The organism is Sphingobacterium bovistauri (genome assembly GCF_020295405.1).
GTDB classification, from domain to species: Bacteria; Bacteroidota; Bacteroidia; order Sphingobacteriales; family Sphingobacteriaceae; genus Sphingobacterium; species Sphingobacterium bovistauri.
Genome location: NZ_JADEYP010000001.1, coordinates 157,825 through 181,242, shown reverse-complemented (window position 1 = coordinate 181,242; position 23,418 = coordinate 157,825). Strand labels below are relative to the sequence as shown.

The window sequence follows — 23,418 nt, the reverse complement described above, 5'->3', positions numbered from 1 at the left end:
TCCAGTACTGATGAATGCACTGTATGAAAGGTCATAAGAATGAACTTGAATCAATATCATTTTGGTTAACACATTAACTAACCTAACTTTTTCTTATTTTAGTACGATATTTATACAATTAAGGGGTAATATGTTTATAAAGACAAAATTGATGACAGCTGTTATGCTATTTTCTACAACAGTAGCAGTTAGCCAAATGAAGGTTAGAGAAGGATTACCAGAAAAATACAAATGGAATTTGACGGATTTGTATGTGACTGATGAAGCTTGGAAAAGCGAAAAGGATCGTATCCAAATAGAAATGCAGAAAATTGCTTCGTACAAAGGTAAATTGACACAATCTTCTTCTACATTGTTAGCAGCGCTAGAATTCAATGCTAAACTTTCGAAAGAAATGACAAGATTGTATTCTTATGCGTCGATGAAGTCAGATCAAGATACGCGTGTAACGAAATATGCCGGAATGAAACAAGAGATGAGCCAATTGTTTTCGCAATATGCGGCTTTGACATCTTTTATGGAGCCGGAGTTACTAACGTTGAAAGATGATCAAATTAAAGCTTTTTTTGATAGCGAGAAGGGGTTAAGTACCTACAAATTTTATCTTACAGATTTACTTCGTAAAAGAGCACATAGAGGTTCGGAAGATGTAGAGAAAGTCTTGGCGTATTCATCTTTGATGTCAGGTAATGCGTCATCAATTTACAGCACTTTTTCAAATGCGGAGTTCCCATATGGTGATATTGAAGTAGACGGAAAGACAGTAAAACTTAATGCTTCAAATTTCTCTTTATATAGAGCTAGCCAAAATAGAGAAGTTCGCAAAAAAGCTTTTGAAATTTATTTTAGTAAGCTTAATGAATTCCAACGTACTTTAGGATCTACATTATATGGAAATCTTAATTCAGCTTTATTTTATTCCAAAGCTCGTAATTACAATAGTACTTTAGAAAGTGCATTAGATGCAGGAAATATTCCTACTGATGTATACCATAATTTGGTAAAAAATGTGAATAGCAATTTAGAGACTTTTCATCGCTATTTGAACCTTCGTAAACGTATGATGGGGGTTGACCAATTGTATTACTATGATTTGTACGCACCTTTGGTAGATAAAGTTGACCTTTCTTATACTGTTGAAGAATCTATTGATAATATTATTAAATCGCTAAAACCACTTGGTAAGGAATATGTAGATGTATCTACAAAGGCATTCAACGAAAGATGGATTGATATGTATCCAAATGAAGGAAAACGTTCTGGTGCTTATTCGAATGGTTCGGCATATGATGTGCATCCATATATTCTGATGAATTATAATGGAAAATACAACGATATGTCAACGTTGACACATGAGTTAGGGCATACGATGCACAGTTATTTGACCAATAAGAAGCAAGATGTTGTGAATGCTGATTATTCAATCTTTGTAGCGGAGGTAGCTTCGACATTGAATGAAGAGTTGTTAAATGACTATATGTTAAAGCAAATCAAAGATGATAATACACGTTTAGCTATTTTGGGTAATTATTTAGAAGGCGCTAAAGGAACGTTATTCCGTCAAACACAATTTGCTGAATTTGAATTAATGATTCACGAAAAAGCTGGTAGAGGTGAAGCGATCACAGGAGAGGACTTCGATAAAATGTATTTGGAATTGACACGTAAATATTATGGTCACGACAAAAATATTTGTATCGTAGATGAAAATGTAAAATCAGAGTGGTCTTATATTCCACATTTCTACTATAATTTTTACGTTTACCAATATGCAACGTCTTATACAGCTTCGGCCGCACTATCGGAAAAAGTGTTGAATGGTTCGGATAAAGATCGTAAGAAATACTTGGACTTCTTATCATCTGGTAGTACCAAATATCCAGTAGAATTATTAATTGATGCAGGTGTGGATATGAATTCTAAAGAACCTTTTGATCTTACAATTTCCAAAATCAATAAGGTAATTGCAGAAATGGAAACTATTCTGACAAGATTGGGTAAGTAGACTTGTACTCTTCATAAAGAAAGGCTTAGCAAATATTTGCTAAGCCTTTCTTTATTATTCTTGCTATTCGTGTAATTGACAGTGATTATACGATTTAAAAAGTCAATTTATAGACATTTCCTTTAGAGCCGGTAAGATATATCATTTTATTATCGGAACTTTTTGCGATAGTATTAAAACTTAGTTTTGAGATATTTTTCCAATTATAACCACCGTCGTAGGATATGTCAGTTCCAGAAGTTCCTGTAGCTATCAACAAATTTTCAGTTAGATATAAAACATCCGAACGATAACCGTAAACGGGAGTATTGGGCTTTGACCAAGAGACTCCACCGTCATTCGTTAAAAGTATATTGTTTTGATTATTGGTGTCCTGCGTATAATTTCCACCTACCACAATTCCTTTATTATGGTTCCAAAAGTCAATAGCAAAGATGCCTGTTGAAGATTCACCTGACCAAATAGGCACATCGTATTTGTCAATTTTCAAACCTTTTGGAAAGTAGTTAAAGAAACTGGAATATTTGCCTCCTGTTCCGATATACAATCTATCTTTAAACATTTTCATCGAAGAGCCTGAAGCTGCAAAAGCGGCTTCTCCTTCATCAGCAATTAAGAAATAATTACTGCTAATGTCTTTCCAAGTTTTTCCCTTATTTGTCGTTTTTAAAAGTTGAAATTTACCATCGATTGGGTCACCAAGGATATAACCTTGTTTTCCAACGAAATCCATATCATCAAGGAATATTTCAGCCCGTGTATCTTCGTATACTTTCTCCCACGTTTTGCCCGCATTTGTAGTTCGTAGCACGACTGCCGGAGAACCAGCATTGACAATAATTGCTTCTTTATTAGAGAAAGCATAGATATCTCTGAAATCGTACTTTTCATATCCTTGTGGATTCACCCAATTCCAGGTAAGACCTTTGTCTTTGGTGTATCCAACTGTACCGTTACTACCACTTACCCAAACTGTATTTTTGCCTACAGTAGACATCCCTCTAAAGCTTGCTGTGATGTTTTCTACCAAAGGAGTCAGTGTCTGCGCAGAAGAAGAAATGAAAGCACTAAAAAGTAGTATTGTGCTTAATACGATTTTTGATAGCATATGATTTTTTCCTATGTTAATTGAGCAAGTAAGTTATCAAATTCTTCGCGTAATTTGGAAAGCTCTGTTTCTAATGAGGCAACTCGCTCTTCGAGTTGTTGAACTTGACCATTACTATTTGATGATATTGAAACCACTGCGTTTTCATATTCTTCTTCATTGAATTCTGTAAATAAGTGTACATATCGCGCCTCTTTTTGTCCAGGACGTTTGGGTAATAGTTTAATATAAGGCACTTCTTCTTCAGCAAGTTTATTTAAAATGTTTTGTACCTCTTCAATATCCTCAAACTCATAAAGTCTTCCTGAATTTGAATTGATCTCACCAGCTGTAAGTGGACCTCTCAAAAATAATAAACATAATATGGCTAATTCTGATGGGACTAGTGGATATTGAATGGCCACATTGTGTTTGTACTTAGTAACTCTTGATCCTCCGCCCACTACAGTAGATACTAATCCAATTTTTTTCAATGAATCTAAAGTATTTATAACAGTATTCTCGTCGTAATTTACTACTGGTTTACGCGAAGTTTTTTGATTGCAAGCCGTTTGTAGACCATTAATCGTCATTGGATAATATTCAGGAGTAGTTTTAGACTTTTCTAAGAGTGAGCCTAATACACGTATTTGTTCTGCATTTAAAGTAGGTGTTGATTTCTGCGTTTCCATGTGTTCATTGAGGTTAATATTTTTCTAAGATAAGAATTATTTAGTTCTTCGTATTTTCGTGTGCTAATAAAAAATATAGTGTTAAAAATTGCTCATCATACTGCTTACATACATCCTTTACGTGAGGGACATCGTTTTCCTATGCTCAAATACGAATTGATACCAGAGCAACTGTTGTACGAAGGAATCGTGAAAAGGGAGAATTTCTTTAAGCCTGATTTAGCTGATTTCGATACTTGTTGTTTGGCGCATAGTAAAGATTATGTACAACATCTTTTTGCGTTGACTGTAGATCCAAAGATGGTTCGACGGATAGGTTTTCCTTTGTCAGAATCATTAATTGATCGTGAAAGGTATATCTTAGACGGGACCATTCAAGCTGCTAAATTTGCTCTTGAATTTAGTGTCTCTTTCAATACCGCAGGAGGGACACACCACGCAGGTTATGATTATGGTGAAGGGTTTTGCTTAATGAATGATCAGGCGGTGGCTGCTCAATACCTTCTTAAACATAGGCTTGCTAAAAAGATTTTAATTATTGATTTGGATGTTCATCAAGGTAACGGTACTGCGCATATATTTCTTGATAATCCGAATGTATTTACCTTTTCAATGCACAGTGCTAAGAATTTTCCGTTCCTCAAAGAAAAATCAGATTTGGACGTAGAATTGCAAGATGGGATGGAGGATGAGGAATATTTGACTTTACTTAAGCGTCATTTAGAAATGTTATTTATTACGGTAAAACCCGATTTTGTATTTTATCAAGCTGGAGTAGACATTTTATCAACAGATAAATTAGGTAAACTAAAAGTTTCTAAGGGAGGTTGTAAAATGCGTGATTATCTTGTTTTTAAAAAATGTAAAGAATTCGGTGTGCCAATTCAGGTTTCGATGGGAGGTGGATATTCCGCAGATATCAAAGATATTTTAGATGCACACATCGCTACCTATAAAACTGCAATTGATATTTTTGATTTTTAGCCAAAATACTTTTATATTTTTGTTCCTTTAACTTTTAACTATGTTTTTTCATCAAGACGCAACGTTCGAAAATCTTTCTATTCATCATGTAGGTAATAAAGCTAATGATGAGTTCTATATATTATCTGAAAATCCAATAGATCTTTCATCCGATGAAATATTGCCTGATTTATTGATGCAGTATTTTATGAAACCTTTTGCAAAACTTACTGAGGTTTACCGATTTTTTCATCCGAATGAAGAATTAGAATTGAATGAAGTATACCATTTCTCCAAGAAGTTTTTTGATGGTAATCTAAGTTTTCATGAATTCTCACAGCAAGTGACCAAACATTTGTATGAAGTTTCTGATCATCCTAAGATAAAATCAGGAGAGGTGTATGTTGTAGCGCTCAAAAATGTACAAATGGAAGGAGAGGATCATGCTGCGGTTGGTATATTTAAATCAGAAAATAAAGAAGCTTATCTTAAAGTCTATCCTGAACAAGGTGGCTTTCAACTTAATTATGAACAAGAGGCTATTAACATCAATAAGTTGGACAAAGGTGTTGTAATAGTGCATACGGATGAGGAAGAAGGTTTTAAAGTGCTTGTGGTCGACCAAACGAATCAATCCGAAGCTGTATATTGGAAAGACAATTTTTTGAAATTGAAGTCGCGCAATGATGCTTTTCAACAGACAGGAAATTTGATGAAAGTCTATAAAAACTTTGTTAACGAAAAATTGGACGAGGTTTTTGAATTAGAAACGGCAGATAAAATTGATTTGTTGAATCGATCGATGAACTATTTCAAGACTAAAGAGACCTTTGACAGTGCCGAATTCGAAGAAGAGGTAATTGCAAATCCGCAAGCTGTTTCGCTTTTCAATGATTATAAACAATCCTTCGAAGATGAATTTGATATGCCTTTTCAAGCGAATTTTGAAATTGCAACACCGGCAGTCAAAAAAATGGCTAGTTCGTACAAGTCTGTTATCAAATTGGATAAGAATTTTCACATTTATGTACACGGCAAACGTGAATATTTAGAACAAGGCTTTGACGAAGATAAAGGGATGAATTATTACAAGTTGTATTACGAAAATGAAACACAAAGCTAGTAATGGCAGTTTGAAAAAATATATTTACAGTATAACTGTATGTTTGATTTTGATCTTTCTAATTGAAGGATTAACATCAAATAGTGTATGGGTGGAGGAGTACTATGCTCAACATTTTTATCCTGCAGTTTCATATCTCTATATAATTCTATTCTCTTGGATTCCATTTAGTGTAGGAGATTTATTCTATGCAGGAGCTGCATTGTTTTTGATATACAGTATAATAACACTATTTAAGAATTTATTTTTAGGAAATTTACCTAAATTAAAAATTTCTATTTTAAGGTTAGTCGTCTTTTTACTAGCTGTTTATGTTTTGTTTAATGTAAATTGGGGGCTAAATTATTATAGAGTTTCAGTCTCAGAAAAATTAGGTATTAGCGATTATAAAATAACTAGAGAGGAGTATTTAGTTGTTTTGGATCGATACATTGCGATAGCTAATGTGTTACGTGAACAGGTTGATATAACAGCAAAATCTAAAAATGGTGTAAAGGGGGATATAGAAGAGCTCGTTATTCAAGATACACTATTGGATGATTATTTATGCAAAACACAAATACAGTCGAAGTCACCTATCTCGAGTGGTTTAGCTTCATATTTTACTGTTTCAGGTTATTTTAATCCTTTTACCTTAGAAGTCCAGGTTAATCAGCATATTCCGAATGCTTCATATCCTTTTGTGAATGTGCATGAACTGGCACACCAAATGGGCGTGGGCTTTGAAGACGAATGTAATTTTATTGCTTTTTTGACTTTAAAGGATAATCAAGATTTGTGGTATAAATATTCAGCTTATTACACTGCCGTGGAATATTTAATGTATCCGTTGTATGGAGATAAAGAACTTCTTAAAATATATAAAGAGAAGTTATCTCCACTCGTATTAAACGATTTTAAAGTGGATAGAGAGTTTTGGATGTCTTATAGAGGATGGGTGAATAAAGTGTCTGGGATGTTTTACAATCAATTTTTGAAACATAATAACCAACCAGAAGGCATGGAGCGGTATAGCATGATGACAAGACTTCTTGTGGCTTGGGAGAAGAAGCAACAAGAGGAAATAAATTAAATTTAAAATTTTTCAATCCAACTTTCATAAGCCGCAACAAATTTCTGACACAGATTTGCCGTTCTATCAGAAGTAATTTGACCATTATCATTCAACAATTGTGCGACATTACCTATATACATTTCGGGCTGCTGAAGGGTAGGCATATTTAGAAAAGTAAGACATTGTCGTAGGTGATGATTGGCTCCAAAACCACTTATGTTGCCAGGCGATACGGATACAACAGCTGCAGGTTTTCCATCCCATTTACTTTGTCCATAAGGTCTAGAACCAACATCCAAAGCGTTCTTCAATACAGCAGGGATAGATCTATTGTATTCTGGAGTAAATAGGAGGAAGGCATCAAATGATGCAATTCTATTTCTGAAATTTATATAAGATGTTGGTGGAGTGGTTTGATCTATATCTTCATTGTAAAGTGGAAGATCTCCAATTGTTATAAATTCATAATTGTAGCGTTTATCCAATAGGATTACAATATTCTCTGCAAATTTCTTATTAAAAGAGTCTTTTCGAAGACTTCCTATCAAAATTCCTATTCTCTTGCTCATAATGTTATTTTTATTACGAACAAAACAACAGGGACAATGAAAAAGTTTCAAATAAGGGAGCAATATTTTGCTCCCAATTGCTTATTTTATTTTACTCAAGATATCTTGAATCAGCGGATATGTATTTTCTTCGACGTTTTTTAAATCTTTTTTGTTTAACCAAACGGCTTCAGTAATATCTTCTTCTGCTTGGGGAATCAGTTTTGGGATTTTATTAACTCCCATATTATACCATTTTGTTTGTTTTAACACGAATTTTCCACGCATTATGTACGTGTGATAAGTTGTAGCGACTTTATCACCTAAGTAATCAACCTTGATTCCACATTCTTCTTCCACCTCTCTTACAGCAGCTTCACGCATTTTTTCACCTTCATCTACTTTTCCTTTTGGCAAATCCCATTTGCCTAACCTATGGATGAATAAATAATCACCATCTCCATTTTGCACCAAACCTCCTGCGGCATAGATAATTTTTACCTCAAGTAATAGTTTTTTGAAAATTGATTGAATATCTTGATGTACAAACAAATAGGTAATTTGTTGGTTTTTAGAGGATATGTTGAAAAGTTTTTCAAGGTCAATCTCTTGTAATCCAATTGTTTGGATGTTTTTTTTAATTTTTGGAGCAAAATCTGCCAAAATAAGCAGGCTTTGGTTCATATAAATTTTATAAATTTGTGCCATGAATAATTTTAATGAGGTTGAACAAAAAGTTGCTGAATCCTTATTGCAAATTAAAGCAATAAAATTACAACCTAAAAGTCCTTTTACATGGGCTTCGGGTTGGAGGTCTCCAATTTATTGTGATAATCGTATCACTTTGTCGCATCCAGCGATCCGTACGTACATTCGTCAGAAATTGGCGCAGTTAATTCAAGAAGAATTTGGTTCCGTAGAAATGATATCTGGAGTAGCTACAGCAGGTATACCACAAGGTGTATTAGTTGCTCAAGATTTAGGATTGCCATTTACTTATGTACGTAGTAGTGCTAAAGATCACGGTCGTCAAAATCTTATTGAAGGAGAGGTTGTAGAAGGTCAGCGTGTAGTTGTTATCGAAGATTTGATTTCAACGGGTAAGAGTTCTTTGCAAGCTGTGCAAGCTTTGCGTGATGCAGGGTGTAATGTGGTTGGATTAGTTTCTATATTTACATATGGATTAGATCAGGCCGTTAAGAATTTTGCAGATGCCAAATGCCCTATGTTCAGTTTATGTAGTTACGATGCATTAATTCATATAGCTGTAAAGAATAGTTATGTGTTGGATTCTGATGTTGAATTCTTACAATCTTGGAGAAAAGACCCAGCAAGCTGGACGCCAGCACAATAAATACGTAATTGATCTTTTTCTATCTATGACTGTTATTCAAAACAACGCTATTATCAATAGCTCTATTCATGAAGTCTACAATTTCTTAAGTGATTTGAATAATCACGAGCAATTAATGCCAGAAAATATTTATAATTGGTCTTCTACTGCTGATGAAGCTCGTTTTACAATTAAAAATATGGCTAAATTGGCATTAAAAGTTAGTCAGCGTATAGAAAATAAAGAAATAGTATGTGTTCCCTCAGAAGAAGCTCCCTTTGAAGTTCAATTAATTTGGAAGGTGGAAGAGCTGTCTCCGAATGAAACAAAAGCAACTTTCGTAATTGAGGCACAATTGAACATGATGATGAAAATGATGGCTTCAGGTCCTTTACAGAAATTAGTTGACCATCAAGTGAGTAAATTGAAAGAAAAATTAGGATAATATTTCTGTTTTTCAAACATTATAAAAAAGAGCTTCAAAATATTGAAGCTCTTTTTGCATTTAAAATGTAAATGTAATGTGTGTCAAAAATTTATTTATCAGCTGAGTCCTACCTTGACTAATTTCTTGTTTAGTTGGTTTTTGATAAGTAAATCCTAAAGCTATATTTTTAATATTAGCTTCTATTCCCATATTAATATTTGTGTTGTAGCCTCCAGTACCATCAATTTTATAACCCATAGTATGATCTTTTTCTTGCGTTTCGTGCATTAAACCTACATTTGGTCGTAATGTAATCGATTCGCTAATGACTGTATTGTAATATATACTTCCGCTGACTGTTAATTTATTTCCATATAAATAATCGTCTTTATTTTCTGTATTTATCTTATAACTCATATTCGTATTCAGCCCTAGATTATTATAGCGTATGTCATAATTAATAGAGGTTGTAAAATCTGTACTGCCTGTACCCAATTGGTAAATATTTGGAGAGTTAGTGTTGGAATATTCATTTTTGTTATAAGTACCGACAGGTAATTTTACACCTATACCAACCCATAATGATTGTCTGAATGAATTTGAGCTTTTGTTTATTAAATTGTATAAACCACTAATATTAAGATCACCTAGACCGCTTTTTTGATTTTTTTCAGAACTACCATAACTGTATTTTTGGATTTGGCTATAGGGGACAATAGCCATTACACGCCAACGTGAACCTACATTCCATGCTCCCCAGAGTTCTACGGTATTATATTTTTCTTTATTACTAATTGCTGTACGATTTCCATGAATATCCAGTTGTGTGTATAGTTGATTGAAATGGTACCGAATACCTATGAATCTTTTGTTAAAATTGGGAAGTAATCCTGTGTACGTATTTCCTAATCCACCACCGCAAATATCACACGCTAAGGAACAGTTTATAGCAAATAGAGTTAATACTGATATACTAATTAATTTTTTCATGGCTGCATAAATGTTTTGTTGTTTACGAAAGAATCATCATTCAATGTATTCAGAAATGCCAGAAGATCTTTCATTTCTTGTTGGGTTAATGGTATTCCATTGTTTTGCTGAATTATAGGGTCTAAAGTAGGAGTCTGAACCACCTCTCTTGCATAATGATTTAAGACCCCCTGCAGGTTGTAAATTCTACCATCATGCATATATGGCGCTGTATATTTTAAATTTCTAAGTGTTGGGACCTTAAATTTCAGTTTGTCTTCTTCTTTTAGTGTGATTTCGTACCTGCCCAAATCTTTTGCAGGATTAATTCCTAATCCATTATCTCTAAAACTGTAGTCAGTGAATAGGGGTTCTTGATGGCAGGAATTACATTTAGCAAGAAAGATTTTATATCCACTAGCTTCTTCGGTAGTGAATATGGCTTTATTTCTTTTGACTTCGTCATATTTAGAGTTGTCCGATACCAAAGAAACCATATAATGGGATATAGCTTTTAGCACGTTGTTGGAGCTAATTTCAGTAGATCCAAAGGCATTTTCAAATAACTTAGGGTATTGTTCTTGTGCACGCAGCTTTTTGATTATATTGTCTATAGTCTCATCCATTTCTATTTCACTATGAATAGGTACTATGGAGGTCAAATCCAATTGTTGGACACCACCATCCCAAAAGAATGATGTTGACCAGGCTAAATTCACTAGCGCTAATGAATTGCGTACGCCTAATTGGTCATCTATACCATGACTTACATCATGACCATGATGTGTAAATGAATTTTGGCTGATGTGACAGCTGGCACATGAAATACTATTGTCACGAGATAAAATACCATCATGAAACAGTTTTCTGCCCAAATTGAACGTTTCCTCTGTTAATGCTGTCGATGTAAACTTGTACGTCGGTTCCGGAAAATGAGCTGGTTTTATGAATCCTACAAATGTATAGAGGTTCAGGTCGTCTGCTTTTTTACAGGCCCATATCGTACATATCAACAGAAGAATTACACTTAACTTCTTCTTAATTCTCATCATTTACAATTTTTGAAAATTATGAGTATGATCATGACTGAACATTGTGGCGTAGTTGTCCGCTATTTTGGTATGTGGACCAGAAGTCATTACTACTGGTGTCTCTTGAATAGATATAGTGTGCTTTCCGTCGAATATTTTACCAATATCTACCATCAAATGAATGTCTGAGGATAGATTTTGTTGAACTTTACTTAATCCAGCCTTTGTCAGATCAACTGATATTTTACGATTATTATTTACCGTTGGACTATCATATCCACCAAATAGACCTATGTGATATTTGAAACTTTTGTTAGCATTTGTGGATTGAGGTGAATTTCCTTCTAATTTGAAATGTATATACCCCGAGTTCCATGCCCAATACATGCCATTTGTTGCAATATCCAAAACGCCTGTACGTTGTTCAATAGGTAAAGTATTAGTAAGACTATCTACGCCCAAATTGAATTCCAAAATTTTATATTCTCCCTCAGGAATCAATAGTTTCGGAGACAAGGAAGAATCACTAGCAGCATCTATAAGGAAAAATGACTTTTCTTTTGGAAGGCTGTATACATCCCCATTCAGTTTTGTAAGTTTAATATTACTTACAAAATATCTCAACATAGTGATATTGAAAGTTTCGTTGCTAGTATTAGAATAGGTGTACTCATTTAAAACTAGTTTTTTACTACCTACGATATGGTCAAATTTGATTTTAAGTTGTCCTTGTTTATTGTTGTCAATTTGTAGGTCTTTGCTTTTTTCGCAACTGCTTAACAGGCTCGCTATACATGTGATAGCCAATATAATTTTTTTCATCAATGAAGAGATAATAACATGAAATATTATGCATCTAATTTGAGTTTAAATGCATTTGTGAAAATATAAGTGAAAGTTATTATCCGAAAACGGGAGGGTGATATAGATTAAATGAATAATCTCGCGGATTAAGATTTGTACTATATAGATTATATTGGGGTGTGCTTTTTTGAACTGCCAAATTTATATCAAATGAAAATAATTGATGTTGGACAGCTATACCTTCTTGGAAATTGATTTTAAAACTTTGCTGTTCTTTTTCTTGTTGTTTCTTTAGCTTTTGCATCAAGTAACATTGTCCATGACACGTATTGTTTTGCATGCTTCGCTGCACACATAGATATTTTTCGATATAGTTTTGATTGTAATAGAAAGATGTTGATATAACTAAGGTCATGTTACATTGAAGTAACATGATGGGGATTAATATATATAACAAAAAAATTTTCATTTCAGGCAAATGTACAATATTGATAGATAAAACAAAATAATGGATGTAAAATGTTTAGTGATTTTATTTGGATTAATTCTTAATAACATATATCTTTGTTATATCAACTTAAAAAGAAGTAGAGAATAAAAATGATTTGTCCATTAGCTAACGTAGAAGAGGTTTTTCAGACAGAATTAGGAGCTGTTTATCAATGCAGCAGAAAAAACTGTTATTGGTTAGAATTCCAAGAAACTACAACTTCATTTAGTGTAAGTGATTTTTTATTATTCAAAAAGAGAGTAGATTCTATCGATATAGAGAAGATGCTTTGTGACTCTTCAAGAACTGCTGATTTTGAAATCTTAATGCCATTTCGTACAGAACGTTGTTTTATTTTGTCTGTAGAAGATATTTTAAATCTTCGCGAAATCTTAGACGGTGCTAAGTTTATGATTGAATTGAATGGACAAGTTAAGACTATCCTTCGTCGTGGAGCTGTTCTAGCTTTCTAACTTTTAATTATACTGGTTCTAAATAACTTACGTTTTTAAAGTCTAATTTAGACTGAATTTGTATTGCACTTTTTTTATACATTTCATCTTCAATGCTATTATCTTTGTATTAGTAAATCAACTGGTATAACTATTGCTATTGATTATAGTCCATATTGTAAATTAAAAAAAATATTCATATGAAAGATTTATTGAAACTAAAATCATCTTTAACAGAAGAGATTGAAAATATATTAAATGCACAAATCAAAGTAGAGGCTCATTCATCATCATTATACCTAGCTATGTCAGCTTGGTGTGGTGAACAAGGTTTAGATAATGCTTCTAAATTTTTTGCTAAGCAATCTGACGAAGAGCGTGAGCACATGTTGAAATTATTCAATTATGTATCTAGTCGTGGTGGTAAAGCTATTTCACCAGAAGTTACTAATATCCCTACAGATTTTGAATCATTCCGTGGTGTATTCGAACAAGCTTTGGAGCAGGAGATGTTTGTAACTGAGCAATTTAATAATATTGCTGATAAATGTACGAAGGCAAAGGATTATGTTACTTTCAACTTCTTAGGTTGGTTCTTGTCAGAACAAGTTGAAGAAGAATTTGTATGTCGTCGTATTTTAGAATTATTTGATGTAATCGGTGAAGAAGGAACGGGACGTTGGGAAATTGACAGACATTTAGTTAAAGTTTGTTTCGACGGCGAATAATAAAAAAAATATTTTGGTAAAAAAAGAAGATATTAATAAACGATATCTTCTTTTTTTATATACTATAATTTCTAATTTGTCGTTTATTACATAAAATACCGTTTCCATTCTTTTTAAGTATAAAATTTGGTATCTTGAAGAACGGTATTGACGAAGTAGACAGTGGTTTTAAAGCAGCTAAAAATAGTCGTATTATATTTGTTTGTTATGCTCGTAACAACAAATTTGCTTTTTGCTCAGAACCAAATTTTAGGCGTCGTCAAAGACAGTTTAAATTTACCTATCAAAGATGTAATAGTCCGTTTCTATACCCCCAATGATTCAATAACTCATGTCACGAATAGTTCGGGTGTTTATAGATTTAATCTTTCAAAAAGCGAGGATGTTACGATAAGGTACAGCATGCTCGGCTATGAAGCTCAAGAGAAAAAATATAAAATTGATATCACTCAAAAAAGCTTCGTTTTACCAGATATTATCTTGAATAAAGTAGCATTTAGAATAGAGGATGTTTCGGTCACAAGAGTAATTCCTATGATTTTAAATGGTGATACAATCCAATATAATTTTGGTGCCTTTACTTTTAGGAAACAAACCTTGCTAGAAGATGGATTGAAGAAAATTCCAGGTTTTCATATTTCAAGAGATGGGTCAGTTTACTATAATGGTAACCAAATTAAAAAGGTAAAAGTAAATAATAATGAGTTTTTTGGTGGAGATATCATAACAGCTACAAAAAACCTTCCTGTCGATTATATAAATAATATACAATTGATTGAACTTCAGACTACAAGTCAAGGTGGAGAAACAGGTATTGCTGATTTTCAGGAAAAGGAAAAATTATTGAATATAAATCTGAAGGAAGATAAGAAAATACTTCATTTCGGACAGTTTACCATAGGTGCGGGTACAAACTCTCGTTATTTGGGTAGTTTTGGTTTTAATAGATTCAATGATGGAAATGAGTTGTCCATATTAGGCTCATTTAATAATACGAATACAAATTTATTCTCCTATGGTGATATAGTAGGAGGTAAAAGGTCTGCAAATAATTTAGAAATGAGTGAATTTATTGATCCTATTGATGGTATAAATACGACATCATCTGTAGGGATCAACTTAGCTAATAGGGTAGGAAAGAACTCAAGACTTACGACTTCTTATAACTATATCAAAAAAAATACCATTACTAGTGGATACTCTGAAATGAGGTCGTCGTATATAGGTAACACAATTTCAAAGAGTGAAAATTACGATCAAGATCAAACTGATGATAACCAGAGGTTTAAGGTTTTGTTTGATGGTAAGTTAGAAAATGCGGATATCTTGAAAGTTGAAGGGAATCTTACGTTTAATACAAAATCCGTAATAAATAATAAGGAATCTGTCTTAAGTAACTTTCAAAAAGTAAATAAGGGTATCATTCAAGATTCTGCTAAACATAATATCCCAACCGTTGATATTGATGTCTTATATTCAAAGTATTTTAAAAAGAAGGATAGAAAATTAGTAGGCAAATTTAATTCTCGTTCAAATTCGTTAAAAAATAAGCAGTTTGTTCGAGAAAATTATTCAGTTTATAGCAAAAATGTAATTGATTATACCGATGAATTAAATCATCAATTTATTAATCATAATAATAATAATGCAAGCAGCAATTTGTCATTATCATTTGTAGAACCTTTTTTGAATAATAGTCTATTTGAGTTTAAATATGAGTTAGATTATAATAAAATTAATGCTCGGCGTTATGTGTACAATTGGATGAAGGAAGATGAAATGAACATCATTGATTCATTAACAATGGATTACGGGTATAAGTTCAGAAGTAATAAGATAGGAGTTATTTATCAATTTGCACCAAGTAAAAGATTGAAATTTAATATTGGTTTTGCTGTTCAACCAATTAAAATGAGTGGTGATCTAGGTTATGATACATTGAATTATAACTACGAGAATATCAATTTGATACCAACTACAAATTTTAGTTATAAGTTATCTAATAATGTAGATTTTCAAATTAGTTATAAGGGAAGAAACAACCAACCAAGTTTTTATCAGATTGCACCCGTTTTGAATAATACAAACTCCAGAAATATTGTATTAGGAAATCCAGAATTGAAGGCAGAACTAGCACATGGTATCGTTACCACATTTAGAGCTTTTTTGCCTGTTAAAATGCAATATTTGGAGACAAATTTTTCATATAATTTGATCAAAGATAAAATTGTAACAGATAAAAGGCCCGTTGAGAATTCAACAATTCAAAAGACTACTTTTAGAAACGCAAATGGTTATTATGATTGGAAATGGAATTATATTTTCAATACTCCTTTTGAAAATGATAATTGGATGCTAGATTTAAATGGTGGGGTAGATTATTATAATAATATTTCTTTTATAGAAGACAGAGAAAGAACTACTAAACAATTGATATTTAATCAATCAATTCAACTAAAGTACTCTTTTAATAATTATTTGGAGAGTATCTTTAATACTAATTATTCTTTGAACAATGCAAGTTATGATATACCTTATAGAACAAAAATTAATGTAGAAACATTATTCTTAGGACTAGGAGCGAAGGGGTATGTCAAGGATAATTATTCACTTGGTTTTGAGATGTCACAGCGTTATAACGATGGGTATATTAGTAAATTTATGAATGTAAATCAGACTATGATGAACGCATTTATGGAATACACTTTTTTACAAAACCGTACTGCGCTACTACGGCTTCAAGTATATGATTTGTTTGATCAAAATAAACAAATGGGAATATATTCAGAATACATTGGTAATGATGTGTTCGAAGAAAGGAAAAATAGATTAGGAAGATATTTTATGTTGTCTTTGAATATTAGAATGCAGAAATAAAGAGAATGAAAGCTGTTGTAATAAAAGAATATGGTGGGCCTGAAGTGTTGGTCGTAGAAGAGGTCTTAAAACCTACAATAAAGGAAGATGAAGTTCTAATTCAAGTAAAGGCAGCAGGTATTAATAGGCCTCATATAATTCAACGCCAAGGTAAATATCCAGCACCTGTGGGGGTAGTACAAAATATACCAGGCTTAGAGGTTTCAGGTGTTGTTGTCGAAAAGGGTAATAATGTTCAAAATATAGAAATAGGTGATAGAGTGATAGCTTTGGTATCTGGAGGGGGCTATGCAGAATATGTAAATGCACATTTTGGCTCTGTTATTCCTATGCCTATTGGTCTTTCGTATGAGGATGGAGCTGCGTTACCAGAAACCATTTATACCGTTTGGCATAATTTATTTCAGCGTGGAAATTTAAAGGCCGGACAATCTGTTTTGATTCACGGTGGAGCAGGAGGGATTGGTGCTACAGCTATACAAATGTCCAAATTGTATGGAGCAAAGGTTATTACGACAGTTAGTACTAAAGAAAAGGAGGATTTTGTACTATCATTGGGAGTTGATTTGGTAATTAATTATCGCACGACTAGCTTTGATGAGTTTTTACAAGGTTATCAAGTAGATGTCGTTTTAGATTTTGTCGGTGGAGAATATTTCAATAGGAATATTAATGTCCTCAAAGAAGATGGACACCTTATTTATATTAATGCTATGAAGGGTGCCAAAGTTGAGTTGAATTTGCTGAAAATGATGCAAAAGCGCTTAACTATTACGGGTAGTACATTGAGAAATAGGTCTTCTGATTTTAAAATGGAACTAACGGATCAGATTGTAAAGAAAGTTTTACCATTTATAGAAGAGGGTAATCTGAAAGCGAATATTTATAAAGAATTCGCTTTTAACGATGCTTCCAAAGCACATGAATTGATGGAGAGTGGAGATTTCTTAGGTAAGCTAGTCTTGGTTTTTTAGGTTGCTAAAATAATTTAGCTTTGTTTTTATCTTTTTAAATTTGCACTTTTAAGTAATAAATTATAACCATGATGAAACCAAAGATTATTTCATTATTTCTAGTGAGCATTTTTACTATTTCAGTGACCTTTGCACAGAGGATTACGAATGTAGGGAAGCCATTAGATTACGTAAGTACTTTAGTCGGAACGCAATCGACCTACTTTTTATCAAGCGGCAATACTTATCCAGCCATTGCTGTGCCCTGGGGTATGAATTTTTGGAGCCCTCAGACGGGTAAAATGGGGGACGGATGGATGTATACTTATACTGCTGAAAAAATTAGAGGAATAAAGCAGACGCATCAGCCTTCACCTTGGATGAATGATTATGGTCAGTTTAGTATTATGGCTATGGTTGGCAATAAAACCTTTGATCAAGATAAGCGTTCTAGCTATTTTTCACATAAAGCAGAAATTGCAAAACCCCATTATTATTCAGTGTATTTAGCTGACTACGATACAAAGATAGAAGTAACTCCCACAGAACGTGCTGCGTATTTTCGGTTTTCATTTCCAAAATCTGATGAATCTTATGTTTTGTTAGATGCTTTTGATAAGGGGTCTTATGTAGAAGTGATACCAAAGGAAAATAAAATCATTGGCTATTCGACAAAGAACAGTGGTGGAGTTCCAACAAATTTCAAAAATTATTTTGTATTAGAATTCAATAAATCGTTTAATGAAGTTTCTACTTTTGCAGATTCAGTATTGCAAGATGGGCGTTATATAGTGAAGGCGGATCATGTAGGTGCAATTTTGGGTTTTAAAACAACAGGTAAAGATGATCCAGTTTTGCTGAAAGTTGCTTCATCATTTATTTCTCATGAGCAAGCTAAGTTGAATTTGAGAGAAGTGAATAATCTTACTTTCGAACAAGTAAAACAAAAAGCAGAGGATGTATGGAATAAGGAATTGGGTAAAATAGAAGTTGAGGGAGGTGAAATAGATCAACTGCGCACTTTCTATTCGTGTTTATACCGTTCTTTGTTGTTCCCTCGTATGTTTTACGAATATGATGCTAATCATCAAGTCGTGCATTATTCTCCCTATAATGGTAAAGTTTTACCTGGCTATATGTTTACAGATACAGGATTTTGGGATACGTTTAGGTGCTTGTTTCCATTTTTAAATTTGATGTATCCAGAGATGAATCTCAAAATGCAAGAGGGATTGGCAAATGCTTATCGTGAAGGAGGTTGGTTGCCAGAATGGGCTAGTCCAGGTTATAGAGACATAATGGTGGGTAATAATTCTGCATCAATAGTAGCTGATGCTTGGGTAAAAGGAGTACGATCTAAGGATATAGAGACATTATACGAAGCCGTAATAAAAGGTTCTAAAAATGCAGGCCCACTTACTGCTGTAGGTCGTGCAGGAGCAAATTATTATAATGAACTAGGGTATGTTCCTTACGACGTGAAAATACATGAGAACGTGGCACGTAGTTTAGAATATTCTTACGATGATTTTGCAATATATCAATTAGCAAAATCTTTAGACAAAGAGGAAGATCTATCTTTTTATAAAAATCGCTCTTACAATTACAAAAAATTATTTGATCCAAGTACAGGGTTGATGAGAGGCAAAATGAAAGATGGAAAATGGCAAAGTCCATTTAATCCTTTCAAATGGGGAGATGCTTTTACCGAAGGGAATAGCTGGCATTATAGCTGGTCGGTATTTCAAGATTTCGCGGGATTATCCAATTTGTTGGGTGGAGATAAAGCGATGGAAAATAAATTAGATTCTGTATTTGTACTTCCACCCGTATTTGATGATAGTTATTATGGATTTCCTATTCATGAAATTCGTGAAATGCAAATTGTGAACATGGGGCAATATGCACATGGTAATCAACCAATCCAGCATATGACATATTTATACAATTATGTGGGTACGCCGTGGAAATCTCAATATTGGATTCGTGAGACCATGGATAAAATGTATACACCTAATCCTGATGGCTATTGTGGTGACGAAGATAATGGACAGACTTCTGCTTGGTATGTTTTTTCAGCTATGGGATTTTACCCTGTCACACCAGCTGTTGATGAATATGTTATTGGTTCACCTTTGTTTGATAAAGTAACTTTGCATTTGTCAAATGGCAAGAAAATTGAGATACAATCAAACAATAATTCTCAAGATAACAGGTATATTAAAGCTATGAAGGTGAATGGTGTAAATTATACTAAAAACTATTTAAAACATAGTGAATTGGTAAAAGGATCAAAAATCCATTTTGAAATGGATGGCTCACCTAATAAATCTAGAGGAATCAAAACAGCAGATTATCCTTTCTCATTGAGCACTGCAAAAAAATAAAAATTTGAATAATATCATACAAGAAAAGCTACCAAATTTGGTAGCTTTTCTTGTATGATAGAAGATTATTAACACCTATTTTTCCTTTGGACAATTTGATATTCTGACAGTGAAAACTGGAGTAACATAGCTTTTGAAATTCCAGTTACATATATCCTCAATAAATCTATAATTCAAAAATGGTCGGAGGGAAACCTGCAATAATGTATTCCAATGATACACGTCCTAGAGCTCTTACAAATTGCTAATAATATTCTTGATTGTATTTATGATTTGGGTAATTCTATAAAAAATATAGTACCTCCATTAGTGTTATTTTCTATCCAAATCTTTCCTTTATGTTGATCAATTATTTGTTTGCAAATATATAATCCTAGTCCAAAAGATTCTTCTCCATATGTACCTTGGCGTCTAAATTTGGATTTCATTTCAAAAATTTCGGACTTAAATTCTTCAGGAATACCAATACCATTATCTGCAACTTTAATGCATATAGAGTCGTTGTCTTTATCTTGAAGCTCAATATGAATTTCACTTGATGGTGAGCTGAATTTAATAGCATTACTTATAATATTATCGATAACTCTTCTTATTTTTTCTTTATTTATAGAAACGGTAATTGAAATTAGCTTCGTAATTAGACGCTGATTTTTTTCATTTGCCTTATACTGTAATAAACTTGCTGATTCAACAATCAATTTATCCAATTCTGTGTCATGTTTTTTCAAATCAAAATTTCCGGTTGTCACATTTAGCAAATCAGAAATAGTTTGTAATGCGTCTTGATTAGTTTCTTCCAAGAGCTCTAGCATTTTCTTTTCGTCCGGACTGAGATGTTGGTTGTGAATAAATATTTCGTAAAGGTGAATTGATCCAGCAATAGTACCTCTTAAGTCATGAGCTAAAACTTTTAGTATCCATGAGTTTTCTTTTTGGCTTTTGTCTAATTCCTGTAAGATGTTTTGTAACTCTATATTTTTATTGCTAATCTTTTGATTCAATGACTTAAGTTTATTTCTACTAAAAAAAAACCATATAATTATAAAGGTTAAAAACAATAAAATAATTATGAAAATCATAATTTTACGCTCAGTTTGAACGATTTTTTGTGCAGTTACTTTGGGTAATAAGTTAGTTATTTCAACTTTATGTAGTCTTGATCCAAAGAAGGTCGCATTATCAAGTCCTTCTTGCAATAAGTAGTAGGCATTATCAATCTCACCATTCTGATATAATAAATTACTTATTTTTAATATGGCAGGGGTTTCTTTAGTAGAATTTCGAACGTCAAATATTGATGCAATAATTAGGAAATTGAGCATTTTTTGTTCATCATCATAATATAAATCCCCAAGCATATATGCTAATCTAGCAGCACGATGAGGTTGTACTTTGTAATAGTTATGAACGATTGATAGGTAATTTTTATAGTTTTTATCTTTATTAGTTCTTTCTGCATCGCTAAATATGCCTAAAAGCTGAAAATCATAATTTTCATGATTAGCATACATTTTTGCTGAATCCTGATATACAGCCTCACGCTCGGTGTATGTTTTTGAATAATATTTGTCTCCAACGGACACTGCCATAGCCCAGTTTAACCATTTTTTTAAATGATAATACTCTAATTTATTCTCTCGAATTTCATTGTCAATATTTATTTTATCTAAACAATCTGAAGCTTCTTTTAATGCACCTGAAATAATCAATATTTTAGCAAGCTTTAACCTAGCTATGTTTGAATTATAATTATACTTGATGCTAATATCTATCAATTTGTTGGCGATATTGATCGCAGAATCTCTTTGAAAGGGCATGTACTCATCAAGGAGTTGATTCGTTATGGTGTATTGCTGATTCTTTTCATTGGGGGATATTGAAGCTAATTTTTGATTAAGTTCAACAATTCTTTTTTCTTTGGATCTATCAAATGAACCTTTATTTTTAAGATCATTTTTTAATACATTGATTAAGCTGTCTGTACTGGAATCATTTCCCAGACAGAAGTAAGGCGCTATGAATATAGTCGTCAAAAAAAATAATTTAATGAAGTGATTCACGGTAAACAATGTAGGTTTTTTTTATTTTACTAAATATAGTTATATCTCCTTGTATATAATAACAATTTAATAATTAAACTTTAAAAATTTATTATTTTATCAATTTATTAATTGAAGGATACGTTGAATACAATAGTTGGTTTTACATCCTATGTTTCTGTAATAGGTGATTATAAAAGTTTTTAATTTGAGTAACTTCATTATTTTTGTAATTCCTGATAGTCATACCTTTCAGGGCAATCAACCTATTAAAAACTAATTATGATTTTTTTTCAGTTTAATATTTTACTATGTTTTGTGTTGTTTTTTTCAGCGTTAAACGCACAGTCTGTAAATCAGATGTATGTGCATGACCCTGTTATGATTAAGCACAAGGATAAGTATTATCTATTTTATACCGGTAATGGTATTTCAGTAGCAAGCTCCAATGATATGAAGAATTGGAACAGGGAAAAACGAGTGTTTGAACATCCTCCAAAGTGGGCTGTCGATAAAGTTCCAACTTTCAAAGGTCATATTTGGGCTCCTGATATTAGTTTTTTCAATGGTAAGTATTATTTATACTATAGTATATCAGCATTTGGTAAAAATACATCCTGCATAGGGGTTGCGACAAACGAAACGTTGGACTCTACAGATCCAAACTTCAAATGGGTCGATCATGGAATGGTCATACAGTCTTTTCCGGGAAAGACCAATTGGAATGCAATAGATCCAAATATAATCTTGGATAAAAAAGGAACTCCTTATATGAGTTTTGGTTCTTTTTGGGGAGGATTAATGCTCTTAGAACTTTCACGGGATGGGTTACAGCTCGCTAAAAACACAAAGTTTGTTAACATAGCAAGTAGATTAAATACTTCTTTACAGTCCTTAAATAATAAGCATACCGCAGGGGATAATGCTATTGAGGCTCCTTTCGTATATAAGCATAGAGACTATTACTATCTCTTTGCATCTATTGATTACTGTTGCAAAGGGGTAAATAGTACATACAAAATGATTGTTGGACGATCTAAAAATCTGAAAGGACCATTCGTTGACGATAAGGGTTTGAATTTAGCTAAGGCTGGTGGTAAGATTTTGCTCACAGGCAATAAGAATTGGCATGGGGTAGGGCATAATGCTGTTGTCGAAAACGACGGTGATGATTATGTGGTTTTTCATGGCTACGACGCAAATGACAACGGTAAAGCCAAACTCTTAATTAGGAAAATAACTTGGAATAGGGAAGGCTGGCCAGAAATTGAATTATAATATTAAATACAAAATACCCACCTTGCTGTGAGAATTTTAGCTTGCGAATCGGAGAACTTGTTGAAACATTTTTGACTATCTAATTGTAATTGAAGATTAATTTTAGAAATAATTAAGTGTTACTAAATACTAATTTTGAAATTCAACAACAATATGTTTTATTTGATAGTGATTGAAT

General features: G+C 32.7%; 21 protein-coding genes. 12 read left to right on the top strand and 9 right to left on the bottom strand.

All coding sequences use genetic code 11. The features are described 5' to 3' along the window. Positions 1 to 130: 130 nt before the first annotated feature. The gene (gene pepF / locus IPZ78_RS00750; protein WP_225551006.1) at positions 131 to 2,005 is read left to right on the top strand and encodes an oligoendopeptidase F; all 1,875 of its coding nucleotides are present in this window, start codon (positions 131 to 133) and stop codon (positions 2,003 to 2,005) included. 94 nt (positions 2,006 to 2,099) lie between these two features. Here pepF and IPZ78_RS00745 read toward each other — a convergent pair whose 3' ends face one another. Continuing rightward, a complete protein-coding gene (locus tag IPZ78_RS00745) occupies positions 2,100 to 3,113 on the bottom strand; it encodes a WD40/YVTN/BNR-like repeat-containing protein (RefSeq protein WP_225551005.1) in 1,014 nt (337 codons plus the stop codon). Between the two features lie 11 nt (positions 3,114 to 3,124). After that, positions 3,125 to 3,784 (bottom strand): YceH family protein, encoded by a 660-nt coding sequence (locus tag IPZ78_RS00740; protein ID WP_225551004.1) that lies wholly within the window; start codon positions 3,782 to 3,784, stop codon positions 3,125 to 3,127. A 78-nt stretch (positions 3,785 to 3,862) separates the two neighbouring features. Between IPZ78_RS00740 and IPZ78_RS00735 the strand changes: the two genes are divergently transcribed. The 3 genes from IPZ78_RS00735 to IPZ78_RS00725 are packed head-to-tail and all read left to right on the top strand — an operon-like array spanning position 3,863 to position 6,942. Continuing rightward, the gene (locus IPZ78_RS00735) at positions 3,863 to 4,768 is read left to right on the top strand and encodes a histone deacetylase family protein (RefSeq protein WP_225551003.1); all 906 of its coding nucleotides are present in this window, start codon (positions 3,863 to 3,865) and stop codon (positions 4,766 to 4,768) included. A gap of 40 nt (positions 4,769 to 4,808) precedes the next feature. Beyond that, complete coding sequence (locus IPZ78_RS00730) at positions 4,809 to 5,870, top strand: nucleoid-associated protein (protein WP_225551002.1); 1,062 nt, start codon at positions 4,809 to 4,811, stop codon at positions 5,868 to 5,870. Continuing rightward, entirely contained in the window at positions 5,854 to 6,942 is a 1,089-nt protein-coding gene (locus IPZ78_RS00725) for a DUF3810 domain-containing protein (protein WP_225551001.1), read from the top strand. The genes IPZ78_RS00730 and IPZ78_RS00725 overlap by 17 nt, the downstream gene beginning before the upstream one ends. Before the next feature lie 2 nt (positions 6,943 to 6,944). Here IPZ78_RS00725 and IPZ78_RS00720 read toward each other — a convergent pair whose 3' ends face one another. Together IPZ78_RS00720 and IPZ78_RS00715 are read right to left on the bottom strand one after the other, a co-directional pair. Continuing rightward, on the bottom strand, positions 6,945 to 7,493 hold the full coding sequence (locus IPZ78_RS00720) for an NADPH-dependent FMN reductase (protein WP_225551000.1): 549 nt from the start codon (positions 7,491 to 7,493) through the stop codon (positions 6,945 to 6,947). Between the two features lie 81 nt (positions 7,494 to 7,574). After that, positions 7,575 to 8,180 (bottom strand): NUDIX hydrolase, encoded by a 606-nt coding sequence (locus tag IPZ78_RS00715; RefSeq protein ID WP_225550999.1) that lies wholly within the window; start codon positions 8,178 to 8,180, stop codon positions 7,575 to 7,577. Between IPZ78_RS00715 and pyrE the strand changes: the two genes are divergently transcribed. Continuing rightward, entirely contained in the window at positions 8,179 to 8,826 is a 648-nt protein-coding gene (gene pyrE, locus IPZ78_RS00710) for an orotate phosphoribosyltransferase (RefSeq protein ID WP_225550998.1), read from the top strand. The two genes, IPZ78_RS00715 and pyrE, sit on opposite strands and share 2 nt — an antisense overlap. A 25-nt stretch (positions 8,827 to 8,851) precedes the next feature. Then, positions 8,852 to 9,250: an SRPBCC family protein gene (locus IPZ78_RS00705; protein WP_225550997.1), complete on the top strand. Its 399-nt coding sequence runs from the start codon at positions 8,852 to 8,854 to the stop codon at positions 9,248 to 9,250. A gap of 60 nt (positions 9,251 to 9,310) precedes the next feature. On the opposite strand, the gene IPZ78_RS00700 is transcribed toward IPZ78_RS00705, so the two are convergent. The 4 genes from IPZ78_RS00700 to IPZ78_RS00685 all read right to left on the bottom strand — a co-directional run bounded on the left by IPZ78_RS00700 (position 9,311) and on the right by IPZ78_RS00685 (position 12,451). Continuing rightward, a complete protein-coding gene (locus tag IPZ78_RS00700) occupies positions 9,311 to 10,222 on the bottom strand; it encodes a transporter (RefSeq protein WP_225550996.1) in 912 nt (303 codons plus the stop codon). Then, a complete protein-coding gene (locus IPZ78_RS00695; protein WP_317197561.1) occupies positions 10,219 to 11,253 on the bottom strand; it encodes a cytochrome-c peroxidase in 1,035 nt (344 codons plus the stop codon). Before IPZ78_RS00695 ends, IPZ78_RS00700 begins: the two co-directional genes overlap by 4 nt. Next, positions 11,254 to 12,054 (bottom strand): MbnP family protein, encoded by an 801-nt coding sequence (locus IPZ78_RS00690; protein WP_225550995.1) that lies wholly within the window; start codon positions 12,052 to 12,054, stop codon positions 11,254 to 11,256. It lies immediately after the preceding gene. A gap of 79 nt (positions 12,055 to 12,133) precedes the next feature. Beyond that, positions 12,134 to 12,451 carry a hypothetical protein gene (locus IPZ78_RS00685; protein ID WP_225550994.1) on the bottom strand — a complete coding sequence of 106 codons (318 nt, stop codon included), beginning with the start codon at positions 12,449 to 12,451 and terminating at the stop codon, positions 12,134 to 12,136. Positions 12,452 to 12,636: 185 nt separating this feature from the next. On the opposite strand from IPZ78_RS00685, the gene IPZ78_RS00680 reads away from it, so the two are divergent. The 5 genes from IPZ78_RS00680 (at position 12,637) to IPZ78_RS00660 (ending at position 19,923) form a co-directional block, all read left to right on the top strand. Then, the gene (locus IPZ78_RS00680) at positions 12,637 to 12,999 is read left to right on the top strand and encodes a DUF6686 family protein (protein ID WP_225550993.1); all 363 of its coding nucleotides are present in this window, start codon (positions 12,637 to 12,639) and stop codon (positions 12,997 to 12,999) included. A 179-nt stretch (positions 13,000 to 13,178) separates the two neighbouring features. Next, a complete protein-coding gene (locus tag IPZ78_RS00675; RefSeq protein WP_225550992.1) occupies positions 13,179 to 13,706 on the top strand; it encodes a ferritin in 528 nt (175 codons plus the stop codon). A 207-nt stretch (positions 13,707 to 13,913) separates the two neighbouring features. Further along, positions 13,914 to 16,583, top strand: coding sequence for a TonB-dependent receptor (locus IPZ78_RS00670; protein ID WP_225550991.1), 2,670 nt, complete (start codon positions 13,914 to 13,916; stop codon positions 16,581 to 16,583). Between the two features lie 5 nt (positions 16,584 to 16,588). Continuing rightward, positions 16,589 to 17,557: an NAD(P)H-quinone oxidoreductase gene (locus IPZ78_RS00665; protein WP_225550990.1), complete on the top strand. Its 969-nt coding sequence runs from the start codon at positions 16,589 to 16,591 to the stop codon at positions 17,555 to 17,557. Between the two features lie 71 nt (positions 17,558 to 17,628). Beyond that, complete coding sequence (locus tag IPZ78_RS00660; RefSeq protein WP_225551120.1) at positions 17,629 to 19,923, top strand: GH92 family glycosyl hydrolase; 2,295 nt, start codon at positions 17,629 to 17,631, stop codon at positions 19,921 to 19,923. 266 nt (positions 19,924 to 20,189) lie between these two features. Here the strand turns inward: IPZ78_RS00660 and IPZ78_RS00655 are convergent, their stop codons facing one another. After that, a complete protein-coding gene (locus tag IPZ78_RS00655) occupies positions 20,190 to 21,956 on the bottom strand; it encodes an ATP-binding protein (protein WP_225550989.1) in 1,767 nt (588 codons plus the stop codon). A gap of 288 nt (positions 21,957 to 22,244) precedes the next feature. Here IPZ78_RS00655 and IPZ78_RS00650 point away from each other — a divergent pair, with 288 nt between their 5' ends. Then, complete coding sequence (locus IPZ78_RS00650) at positions 22,245 to 23,240, top strand: family 43 glycosylhydrolase (RefSeq protein WP_225550988.1); 996 nt, start codon at positions 22,245 to 22,247, stop codon at positions 23,238 to 23,240. Positions 23,241 to 23,418: the final 178 nt, after the last annotated feature.